Raw genomic sequence first — 11973 nt, 5'->3', positions numbered from 1 at the left:
CCAGCCTACCGTCGGCGAGTCGCCGGGGGCGCAGGGACTCTGCACTGGGGAAACGCCCCACGGACGGTCAGCGCGACCGGCGCCGCGACACCGCGCCACGCACGATCGATCGCAACTTCGCGACCCGCGGCCCGATTTCGCGTTCCAGCCCATGGTCGGTGGGCTCGTAGTAGTCCCGGCCGACCAGGTCGTCGGGCGGATACTGTTGCGGCACAACCCCGTCGGGATCATCGTGCGGATATCGGTATGCGACACCGCTACCGAGCTTCTTGGCCCCCGGATAGTGACTGTCACGCAGATGGGCCGGAACCGCGCCGGCCTTGCCCGACCCGACATCGGCGAGGGCCGCGCCGATCGCCGACACCACGCCCGCCGACTTCGGTGCCGTCGCGAGGTGGATGGTGGCCTGTGTGAGCGCGAGTTTGGCCTCCGGCATCCCGACGAGGTTCACGACCTGAGCGGCCGCGACCGCGGTCTGCAGGGCCGTCGGGTCGGCCATGCCGATGTCCTCGCTGGCGTGGATCATGAGGCGCCGCGCGATGAACCGCGGGTCCTCCCCGGCCGCGATCATGCGGGCGAGATAGTGGACGGCGGCGTCGACGTCGGAACCCCGGATGGACTTGATGAAAGCACTCGTCACGTCGTAGTGCTGGTCGCCGTCCCGGTCGTACCGGACGGCGGCGCGGTCGATCGCGGTCTCCACATCGGCGAGGTCGATCCGGTCGGTGGCGTCGGCGCTGGCCTCCAGCGCGGTCAGCGCCCGGCGCGCGTCCCCACCGGACACCGCGACGAGGTGGTCGTAGGCGGCGTCGGTCACCTCGACCTTGCCGTCGAGCCCACGCGGGTCGGCGACCGCACGAGTCAGCACCTCCCGGATGTCGGCATCGGTCAGCGACCGCAGCTGCAGGACCAGCGACCGGGACAGCAGCGGCGCGACCACCGAGAACGACGGGTTCTCGGTCGTGGCCGCGACGAGCAGCACGATCCGGTTCTCCACGGCGTCGAGCAACGCGTCCTGCTGGGTCTTCGAGAACCGATGGACCTCGTCGATGAACAGGACCGTCTGCTGACCGCCGTTCTTGCCGTCACCGATGAGCCGGCGCCGGGCCACGTCGATGACCGCGCGCACCTCCTTGACCCCCGCCGACAGCGCGGACAGGGCCTCGAAGCGGCCGCCGGTGGCGCGCGCGATGAGCGAGGCCATGGTGGTCTTGCCGGTTCCGGGCGGCCCGTAGAGCAGCACCGACGCCGCGCCCGAGCCACTGATCAGCCTGCGCAGCGGCGAACCGGTACCAAGCAGGTGCTGCTGTCCGACGATCTCGTCGAGGGTCTGCGGCCGCATGCGGACCGCCAGGGGTGCGGTCGGGGCCGGTGGTGCGGTGAGACCACCGGCGTTGCCATGCCCGTCGGAGCCGGCCCGAGGATCGTCGGGTGGGTCGAACAGTCCGTCCACGAGCGTGTCAGGCCAGCCAGATGCGCTGCAGCGCGACGCCCATCGCGGTCGCGAACACCGCGATCTCCTCGTCGCCCGCGCGTCCCGCGGCGGCGGCGAGGTCGGTCCAGCGGCTGACGATCACGCGGGGGTCGTTCGTGTGCAGCGCCCAGTCATGCGTGAAGCCGGCGGCAGTGACGTCGGCCGGCTCGAAGTCGGTCGCCTCGACGTCCGCGTCCGGGCCGGTGGGAGCCAGCGGGTCGCTCGGCAGCATCCACACCGTCGACAGCCACACCCACAGCTGACGGGCGAGCAGCACCTTGCGCTGCATCTCCCGCTCATGGGCGAGCGCCGGCCAGATCGAGTGCACCTCCGAGCGCCAGGCGTCGACCATCGAGACCTCGAGGTCGGTGGCCCGAGCAGTGGTCCGGGGCGGAAGCTGCGCGGTGATGGTCACGAGGGCGTAGGCGATGTCGAGGGTGGCGTCGCGGAAGCCGCCCCACTCGTAGTCCATGAACTGCACGCCGTCGTCGTTGAGCAGGATGTTCTCGGGCCCGACATCCGACGGACTGAATGCGCGGTGATCGCCCTCGTCGAACAGCGTCGCCGCGGTACGCAGCGACTCCACCACCTGCTCGGGGACCTCGACGTCGAGCGCGGCCGCGTGCCCCACCACCGAGTCGATCGACCGCAACGCCTCGTCGCGCAGGATGTCGCGTCCCTGCATCCCCGACGGTCCGCGCCGCAGCAGCGCGAGGAAGTCGCCCTCGCCGCCGACCGTCGCCGCGTGCATCCGGCCGAGTGCCTGGCCCCAGGCACTGACAGCACGTGAGGTCTCGACCGGGTCGACGCCGGCCAGGTACTCGAGCATCGTCCGGCCGTGGCCGAGGTCGGAGAGCACCATGATGCGGAGATCGGTGTCGGAGGCGATCAGTTGCGGCCCCGGGCGCGATTCGTTCGGGAGGGCGGTCGCGTACTTGTACGACGCGATCTCCCGGTGGAAGGCCTGAGGGTCCTCGTGTTCGGGAAGGGCCTTGATCACCAGTGAGCGGTCCAGGCTGAGGGGGTTCTGGGCGACGCGGACCCGCACGACCGTGGTGCGTCCGCTGCCGCCGAGGTCCTCGGGATCGTCGAGAACCACTGCTGATCCGGCGCGGTGTGACAGCAGCGCCTCTGCCGCCCGCACCACGCTGGTGATGCGGCTTTCCGTAATGACCGTCATGTCGCCAACCAACCTACCCGTTGCAACGTTGTCGCAACAGCGCGTTCGTCCATCTGTACCACGTCGTTACCGGTATGACCCGAAAACGTGCGCCGAAAACACTGTGGCACAGCGACTTACCGAGCAGGCGAGTCCGATGTGCCCGGTTCAGCCCGCGGTGAGGTCATCTGTCGGCCGGACGTCGACCGACACGTCGATCCGGCTCTTCGTGGAATCGGTGTAGATGACCCCTCGGAGAGGCGGCACGTCGTCGTAATCCCGCCCCCACGCCAGTGTGACGTGGCGTTCGTCGACCAGCTTGTCGTTGGTCGGATCGAACGACAGCCAGCGGCCGTCGGGCATCCAGACGGCCGCCCAGGCGTGACTGGCGTCGGCACCGAAGACCTTTTCCTTGCCGGGCGGCGGCTCGGTCGCGAGATATCCCGACTCGTACCGCGCGGCGAGACCCTGTGACCGCAGACAGGCGATCGCGATCCGGGCGAAGTCCTGGCAGACACCCTCGCGACGCTGCAGGACGGTGTCGACCCGGGTGGAGATGGCCGTCGACCCGGACCGGTAGGTGAAGTCGGTGAAGATGCGCGAGGTCAGATCGATGACCGACTCCACCAGCGGCCGGCCGGGCGTGAAGATGCCGGCGGCGTAGTCGCGCACCGCGGGGGTGATCTCCGGCGGGTCGAGATCGAGGACGAACTCGGCAGCCAGGGCACTGTCCCGCCCGTCCACCACGCACGGTCGCGCCTGTTCCCACGGACCCCGGGCCGCCGGACTGAGGAGGACGCCCGGGTCCACGGGATCCACCTCGACCACCGACCGCGCGGTCACGGTCAGCTCGCGGTGCGCGGTCCGGACATGGAAATAGCTGTCGTGGTTGCCGTAGACGTCGAGCCCCGTCGACCGGTCGTCGGGTTCGGGGTCGATCTCGACCGACGTCGAGTGCACGCGCTGGCCGGGCAGGTCGCGCGGGGTCAGATGGCAGCGCCCGTACGAGGACGACACGTCGTCGTCGTAGGTGTAGCTGGTCCGGTGCAGCACACGGTAGACGCGCGTGCTCACGATTCCCCACCGGCCCAGATCGGTCGCGCCTGGCGCGGGGTGGCGAAGCGGGTCCGGGTGAGCAGATCGGAGAGTTCACGCGCCCCGGTGCGCAGGGTCGTCATCAGTTCGACGAGTTCCGGGCGCCTCCGGTCGGCGTCGACCCGCACGAGGTCGGCGGGGTCGCCGCGGCGCAGTTCGGCGATCATGTCCTGCACGGCCCGTTCGGCGCCGGCCGACCGCAGGGTCTCCGGTACGGACGACAGGTCGGCGTTCATCTTGTCGAGGCAGAAGATCATCGACCGGGGATTGGTCGGGTCGAACAGCAGCAGCTCGGCGACACTGGCCGCCTGATACAGCCCGCGGTTGCGGCGACGGTAGATCACCGACGATTCGTTGGCCACCAGGTACGACTCCAGCAGCGCCTGCTCGACGTCGGTGTCCTGCGCGTCGGCGAACATCGCGAGCGTGAGGTCGGCGAGGGTGACGGCCCGTTCGATGCGTCGGCCGACGTCCATGAACATCCAGGCCGGATCGTGCACCATCGACTCGGCCTGCAGCCCGGTCAGCGCCAGGACGCCGTGCAGGATCTCGTCGTGCGCGCGGGCCAGATCGGGTCCTAGGTCCAGCGCGGCGTCGCCCGCCCCGGCGTCCGCGCGCGACCGGAGGACCAGCCGGGTCGTGCTCGCCATGATCCGTTCGACCGGCGCGAGCACCATCCAGGTGCTCGTGGACATCTGGTCACGGACCGCCCGGACCGTACTGATCAGCCGGTCGACCGAGTAGGCGATGGTCCCGGGCACCGATCGCGACACGGTCAGGTCGGCGATCTTCTCGATCGCCTCATTGACCTGATCGGGTGACGGCGGTCGGTCCGAACCCGGCAACAGCAGGTCGGCGGTGTCCAGGTAGCGCGCGGTGCCCGTCACCGTGGCGACCGCGTGCAACAGCAGCGGCACCGCCGGCGTGCCCGACATCCACGGCCGGTACTGGAAGTCCTGATAACGCTCGCGGGGCACCTTGGCCAGGCGGGTCACGAGCTCGGTGCGCTCCCCGTAGCGGCCCAGCCAGAACAGGTCCGCCAGGACGCGCGGACTGGCCGCGGCCGCGACGTCGGAGTACTCCCGGGTCACCGGGCGACCCGCCGACGTGCCCGCGACGACCTCCCCGGCCGGCTCACCGCGGGTCTCCGACCGCCGCGACACGTGCCCGCCCACCTCGGTGCTGGTGACCCACACGTCCTTGGCGGCCACCACGTGGTGGGCGGCGCCGGCGACCCCGTCGGCGAGAACGGCCCCCAGGCCGCCCGGCATGACCGCGTACCCGGGACCCTGTGCCACGCTGAACGCGCGCACCGACACCGGCGCCGCCCGCAGCGTCGCGATCGGTCCACCGGAACCGCTGCCGGGGGTGATCGTCGGGGCCACCGAGAACGCCTCGAGCTCGCGGGCCACCCACTGCCAGGTCTGGGCCTCGATCCGGGCGACGAGCTCGGCGCGGTCGGTCGCGGCGAGCAACGGGCCGATGAACTCCTCCCCCGTACTCGTGTTCGTCAGGACCAGGGCGGCCAGACGATCACGGATCAGGCTGCGCTGCAACGGATCTCCGGCCCAGTACGTGGTGACCGAACCCAGCCGCAGGTCCTCGTCGAGCAGGACGGGCGCGAGACGTTCCAGCACGGTGTGCAGCGCCGGGTTCTCCAGCACCCCCGAACCGAGGGTGTTGAGGACCGTCACCGTGCCGCGCGAGATCGCCTCGACCAGCCCGGCGACGCCGAGCTGGGAGTCCGTCCGCAGGTCCAGCGGATCGGAGTAGGCGGCGTCGACCCGTCGCAGCAGCACGTCCACCCGCTTGTAGCGACCCAGCGAGCGCATGTAGACCGCGCCGTCCCGGACGGTGAGGTCGGCGCCCTCGACGAGGGGGAAGCCGAGTACCGACGCGAGATAGGCCTGGTCGAAGGCGGTCTCGGACATGCTGCCGGGGCTGAGGACCGCCACCGTCGGGTCGTCGACCCCGGGCGGCGCGTACTCGGTGAGTGCCAGCCGCATCGTGCCGGCGAAGGTGGTCATCGGCCGCGGTGCGCACGCCTGGAACAGCTGGGGGAAGGTCTTCGACATCAGCCGCCGCCCGACGATCGCATAACCGATCCCCGACGGCGCCTGGGTGCGGTCCCGGTAGGCGACGAACCGGCCGTCGGCGGTGCGCGAGATGTCGACCGCGTGCAGGAACAGCGCGTGCGGCCCGGCGACCTCGAGTCGGGCGGCCTTGCGGATGTAACCGGGATGGCCGAACACCATCTCGGGCGCGACGAGTCCGGCCGCGATCGTCTTCTGATCGCGGTAGAGGTCACGCAGGAGCAGGTCGAGCAGCATCGACCGCTGCGTGATGGCCTTTTCGAGTTCGGCCCATTCGACGCCGTCGATCACCAGCGGCACCGCGTCGACATCCCAGTCGCGGGTCACGGTGTGCTGACCGTCGAACTCGTTGTAGACCACGCCGTCGTCGCTGACGGCTGCGGCCAGCCGGGCCGCGGACTCGCGGAGGCGGTCCGGACCGCGCAGCTGGTAGATGCGGGCCAGGTCGGCCCACGCCGGACGGATCGCGCCGTCGGCTTCCAAGAGCTCGTCGTAGGAGTCGGCCGGCCGGTCCGCGGATGCGGCGAGACGGGTCAGACGGTCGGGATCGAAGAGAGTGTGGCCCTCGGCGCGGTAGCGGTCGAACACCGCGGAAGCGTTGCCCGGCGAAGAGGTCACCGAAGAACTGTACGTGCCCGCCGGAGGTCGAGGATCCCGGGCACCCCGAAGTCGGTGGCCTGCCGGGACTGTCGTTCGCGCAACAGCCCGACGTCGACGGTGCCGGTCGTGTGACCGGCCGCCTCGAACCGCCCGTTGCGCCGGGACTCGGCCTCGACCGCGTTCACCGGCGGCCGATCGTAGGCACGTCCTCCGGGATGCACGACGTGGTAGGTGGCACCGCCCACCGACCGGCCGTTGACCGTGTCGATCAGGTCGAAGGTGAGCGGGGTGTCGATGGTGATCGTCGGGTGCAGCGAGCTCGGCGGCTGCCAGGCCCGAAACCGGATACCGGCGACGCGTTCACCGGTGCGACCGGTGGCGCGCAGTGGAATCGGGAAACCGTTGCAGGTCAACAGGTAACGATCGTCCTCACCACCCAGGACGCGCACCTGCACGCGCTCGACAGAGGAGTCGACGTACCGGGCCGTGCCCGTTCCGGTTGCCTCCTCCCCCAACGTGTTCCACGGCTCGATGGCACCGCGCAGCTCGATCTCCTGGTCCCGGATCTGCACGGTCCCCAGACGCGGGAAGCGGAATTCGGTGAACGGGTCCAGCCAGGCGGTCTCGAACGGATAGCCGGCCTCGCGGAGTTCCTCGGCGACCAGCGCGATGTCGGCGATGACGTAGTGCGGCAACAGGTGTTTGCCGTGTAGGTCGCCGCCGTGGCGGATCAACCGGGCCCGGTAGGGCTTCTCCCAGAACCACGACACCAGGCTCCGCACCAGCAGCGACTGCACCATAGCCATCCGGTGGTGGGGCGGCATCTCGAAAGCCCGCAGCTCCAGCAGGCCCAGCCGGCCGCGCACCGAGTCGGGACTGTAGAGCTTGTCGATGCAGAACTCGGCCCGGTGCGTGTTGCCGGTGATGTCGGTGAGCAGATGCCGCAGCGCCCGGTCGGTGACCCAGGGGTTCGGGGGCGCGCCGTCGAAGCGTCCGCCGGCCCGGGCACCGTCGCCACAATTCTTGACCGCGAGCCGGTCGATCTCGGCGAAGGCGATCTCCAGCTCGTAGAGCGAGGACTCCCGACCCTCGTCGACACGCGGCGCCTGCGAGGTGGTGCCGATGAACCGGCCGGAGAACAGGTACGACAGCGCGGGATGACGTTGCCAGTAGGTCAGCATCGACACCAGCAGGTCGGGGCGGCGCAGCATCGGCGAATCGGCGGGCGTGACGCCGCCGAGGGTGATGTGGTTGCCGCCGCCCGTGCCACCGTGGCTCCCGTCGAGGTCGAAGCTCTCGGTGCCCAGCCGCACCTGTCGGGCATGGTCGTAGAGCGATTCGAGCAGCTCGGACTGCTCGGCGAAACTCCCGGTCGGCTGGATGTTGACCTCGACAACCCCCGGGTCCGGGGTCACCGACAACGAGACGAGTCGCGGGTCGGCGGGCGGTCCGTACCCCTCGACGACGACCGGCGTTGACACCGTGGCGGCGGCGTCCTCGACGAGTTCGACGATCGCGAGATACTCCTCCAGGGTCGAGGTCGGCGGCATGAACACGTGGAGCACGCCGCCGCGGACCTCGGCGACGAGGGCGGTCCGGGGCAGGAATTGCGCGGGGTCCACCTCGCGGACGGTGTGCCCCAGCGCCGCCGACGGGTCGGTCGGCAGGTCGTCGTGGCGTGCGGACGGATCGGCTTCGAACAGCGTCGGGGCCGGACCCCACGACAGCGAGTTGAGCGGCAGCCGCAAGCCGGCCGGCGAGGTGCCGGGGGTCAGCACGATCCGTCCCCGCCGGGTCGTCCACACCGCGCTCTGCCACGCGGTCCGGTCCTCCGAGCGGCTCAGCGGCAACACGTGCGCACTCGGCTGGGTGACGGCGGCGTCGAGCCGCTCGATCAGGGCTCGTCTGCGTCGGACGGAATCCGTTGTCGGAGCGAGGCTCTCGTCGTCGTCGCCGTCCGCCGAATCGGCGTCGACGGCGATCTCGGCCTGCGTGAACGACCGTGCGGCGGGCAGGGTGGGGTCGGTTCCGGGGTCACCGGGCGGCATCGCGGCGAGTTCCCGCATCCGGACCAGCGGGTCCTCATAGGCCGGCACGACCTGACCGACCGGGAGTCCCAGTCGCGTCGCGAAGGCGGTGAGCAGTTCCCGTGCCGGGCCGGCGTCGCCGAGGTCGTCGGGGTTCGGGCCGTGGGTCTCGCGGTCGATCGCCGCGGCACAATCGTCGGGCGTCGCCCACGGGTCGGCGAGCAAATTCGGATTCCGCCAGATCGGCAGACCGTCGGCGCGCCACATCAGTTCGAGCTGCCACCGCGGCAGCGGTTCACCGGGATACCACTTGCCCTGGCTGCGCCGCATCAGGCCGCCCGGCGCGTACGCCGTCATGAGGCGGTCGGCCAGCCGCCCGGCCAGCAACCGTTTGTGCGGACCGTCCGCGGCGGTGCGCCACTCCGGGTCCGTCTGGTTGTCGATGGACACGAATGTCGGCTCGCCGCCCATCGTCAGGCGTACGTCGTTGCGTTCCATCCGTTCGTCGACCAGCGCGCCGAGATCGGTGACCCGGCCCCACTGCTCCGCGGTGTAGGGCAGCGTGACGCGTGGGTCCTCGTGGAACCGCGTGACCGTGTTGGTGAAATCCAGAGTGGCGTGGCACGGGCCGGTCGAACCGGTGATCGGTGCGGCGCCGACCGGATGCGGGGTGGCCGCCAAGGGGATGTGCCCCTCGCCGGCGAACAGACCCGACGTCGGATCCAGTCCGACCCAACCGGCCCCGGGGAGGTACACCTCGGTCCACGCGTGCAGGTCGGTGAAATCGGCGTCGGGACCCGACGGACCGTCGAGCGACTTCACGTCCGAGGTCAGCTGGACGAGGTATCCGGACACGAAGCGTGCCGCGAACCCGAGTTCGCGCAGGAGGGCGACCAGCAACCAGGCCGAGTCCCGGCAGGAACCGATCGCACTGGAGAGCGTGTACTCCGGCGACTGCACGCCGGCCTCGAGGCGGACGGTGTAGCCGACGGCGTCGCGCACCGCGGCGTTGAGGCGCACCAGGAAGTCGATGACCCGCGTGCGGCCGGCCGCCGATGCTTCGCCGCGAACCTCGCGATCTCCGGATGCACCGGCGCACCGGCGAATTCACCGTCGGTGACCCCGGCCGGCCGGAGGAAGATCTCGAGGTCGCGCCGCAGCTCGGCCGGATAGTCGAACCCGTAGAACTCGGCCCACTCCTCGATGAAGAAGTCGAACGGATTGATCGCGGTGAGGTCCGCGACCAGACTCACGGTGATCCCGAGGGTGGTCGAGGGTTCCGGGAACACCAGGCGCGCCAGATAGTTGCTGAACGCGTCCTGCTGCCAGTTCAGGAAGTGCTCACCGGGGTCGACGGTGAGCGAGTACGCCTCGATCGGTGTGCGCGAGTGCGGCGCCGGACGCAGGCGGACGACGTGGGGGTAGATCTTGGTCGGCCGGTCGAACGAGTACACCGTCCGATGCTCGAGGGCAACCTTGATCGTCACCGGCGGAACTCCCCGCCCGGGCCCGTCATTACTATTCCGGCAGCCGACTCGATCCCACCGCTGTGCGCCATGGTGGAGATCTCATCACAGATGACCTCCAGGCGCCGGGTGACGAGCACCGCGCCGGGAACACGGTGGCCGAACTCACGTCGGCCCACCGCTTTTCGGCTCAGGCAGTGCTCCCGGCGTCCTTCTGGTCGGCGCCCTTCTGCTCGGCGTCCTTCTGGTCGGCGCCGCCCCGCGGTGCGGGCTTGGCGTCGATCCCCGATTCCTTGCGCTGCTGCGGGGTGATCGCCGCGGGGGCGTCGGTCAGCGGGTCGACGCCGCCACCCGACTTGGGGAACGCGATCACCTCGCGGATGGACGACTCGCCGGCGAGCAGGGCGGTGATGCGGTCCCATCCGAAGGCGATGCCGCCGTGCGGCGGAGCGCCGTAGGCGAAGGCGTCGAGCAGGAAGCCGAACTTCTCCTGCGCCTCGTCGTGGCCGATGCCCATGATCTCGAAGACGCGCTCCTGCACGTCCCGCCGATGGATACGGATCGATCCGCCGCCGATCTCGTTGCCGTTGCACACGATGTCGTAGGCGTAGGCCAGGGCCGAACCCGGATCGGACTCCAAGGCGTCGATCGACTCCGGCTTGGGCGAGGTGAACGCATGGTGCACCGCGGTCCAGGCCGAATGTCCCAGTGCGACATCGCCGGACGCCGTCGCGTCGGCAACCGGCTCGAACATCGGCGCGTCCACCACCCAGGTGAACGCCCAGTCCCCGTCCTTGATGAGCCCGAGCTTCGAGGCGATCTCACCGCGCGCGGCACCGAGCAGGGCGCGGGTCGACTTCACCTCTCCCGCACCGAAGAACACGCAGTCACCCGGCTCCGCGCCGACATGGGCGGCCAGACCGGAGCGCTCCTCCTCGGAGAGTTCTTGGCGACCGGCCCGCTGAGGGTCCCGTCTTCGGCGATGAGGACGTACGCCAGACCGCGTGCCCCGCGCTGCTTCGCCCATTCCTGCCATGCGTCGAGCTGGCGGCGTGGCTGCGACGCACCGCCGGGCATGACGACCGCTCCGACGTACGGTGCCTGGAACACGCGGAACGGGGTGTCCTTGAAGTACTCGGCACACTCGACGAGTTCGATACCGAAGCGCAGATCCGGCTTGTCCGAACCGAATCGGCGCATCGCATCGGCGTAGGTCATCCGCGGGATCGGGGTGGTGATGTCGACGCCGATGAGCTTCCACAGCGCGACGAGGATCTCCTCGGCGACAGCGATGACGTCGTCCTGGTCGACGAAGCTCATCTCGATGTCGAGCTGGGTGAACTCCGGCTGCCGGTCGGCGCGGAAGTCCTCGTCGCGGTAGCAGCGCGCGATCTGGTAGTACCGCTCCATGCCCGCGACCATCAGCAGCTGCTTGAACAGCTGCGGGCTCTGCGGCAAGGCGTAGAAGGTGCCGGGCTGCAGGCGCGCCGGGACCAGGAAGTCACGTGCCCCTTCCGGCGTCGACCGGGTCAGCGTGGGCGTCTCGATCTCGGTGAAGTCGTGGGCGGCGAGCACGCCGCGCGCCGCCGCGTTCGCCTTGGACCGCAGGCGGAGCGCCGCGCTGGGCCCCGCACGCCGCAGGTCGAGGTAGCGGTGACGCAGGCGCGCCTCCTCGCCCGGCGACTCGTCGAGCTGGAACGGCAGCGGCGCGGACTCGTTGAGGACCTCGAGCTCGACGGCGTTGATCTCGATCTCGCCGGAGCTCAGGTTGGGGTTCTCGCTGCCCTCGGGACGCACCTCGACGACGCCGGTCACGGTGACGCAGTACTCGGCGCGCAGACGGTGGGCGGCCGGCGCGACCGACTCGTCGCGGAAGACCACCTGGACCAGTCCGGTGGCGTCGCGCAGGTCGATGAAGACCACGCCACCGTGGTCGCGTCGGCGTGCGACCCACCCGGCGACGGTGACGGTCTGCGACGCGTCGGCGCGGCGCAGCGAACCTGCGGAATGCGTGCGGAGCACTGAGAATCCTTCCAGGAGTCGAAATCGGTCGGCGGAA

General features: G+C 70.2%; 4 protein-coding genes and 2 pseudogenes. All 6 read right to left on the bottom strand.

Annotated elements, in window-relative coordinates:
• Nucleotides 1-67 precede the first annotated feature (67 nt).
• Nucleotides 68-1453, bottom strand: a complete 1386-nt coding sequence (locus QAD21_RS11175; RefSeq protein ID WP_058250333.1) for a replication-associated recombination protein A — start codon at nucleotides 1451-1453, stop codon at nucleotides 68-70.
• A gap of 7 nt (nucleotides 1454-1460) precedes the next feature.
• Nucleotides 1461-2654 carry a hypothetical protein gene (locus QAD21_RS11170; RefSeq protein WP_247451997.1) on the bottom strand — a complete coding sequence of 398 codons (1194 nt, stop codon included), beginning with the start codon at nucleotides 2652-2654 and terminating at the stop codon, nucleotides 1461-1463.
• A 147-nt stretch (nucleotides 2655-2801) separates the two neighbouring features.
• A complete protein-coding gene (locus QAD21_RS11165; RefSeq protein WP_165630138.1) occupies nucleotides 2802-3707 on the bottom strand; it encodes a transglutaminase family protein in 906 nt (301 codons plus the stop codon).
• On the bottom strand, nucleotides 3704-6439 hold the full coding sequence (locus QAD21_RS11160; protein WP_280361447.1) for a circularly permuted type 2 ATP-grasp protein: 2736 nt from the start codon (nucleotides 6437-6439) through the stop codon (nucleotides 3704-3706). The genes QAD21_RS11165 and QAD21_RS11160 overlap by 4 nt, the downstream gene beginning before the upstream one ends.
• Nucleotides 6436-9935, bottom strand: a pseudogene (locus QAD21_RS11155) (transglutaminase family protein). The gene QAD21_RS11160 and the pseudogene QAD21_RS11155 overlap by 4 nt, the downstream one beginning before the upstream one ends.
• A 169-nt stretch (nucleotides 9936-10104) precedes the next feature.
• Nucleotides 10105-11936: pseudogene (gene aspS / locus QAD21_RS11150) on the bottom strand (aspartate--tRNA ligase).
• Between the last annotated feature and the right edge of the window lie 37 nt (nucleotides 11937-11973).

It is taken from the genome of Gordonia sp. SMJS1, assembly GCF_029866425.1.
Taxonomy (GTDB): Bacteria; Actinomycetota; Actinomycetes; order Mycobacteriales; family Mycobacteriaceae; genus Gordonia; species Gordonia hongkongensis.
Note: the sequence above shows the minus strand (reverse complement) of the source record. Positions and strands in the feature narration are given on the sequence as shown.

Bases quoted from the DNA above. Each gene is read 5' to 3' on its own strand.
- QAD21_RS11170 (WP_247451997.1), bottom strand. From the start codon at position 2,654: ATGACGGTCATTACGGAAAGCCGCATCACCAGCGTGGTGCGGGCGGCA.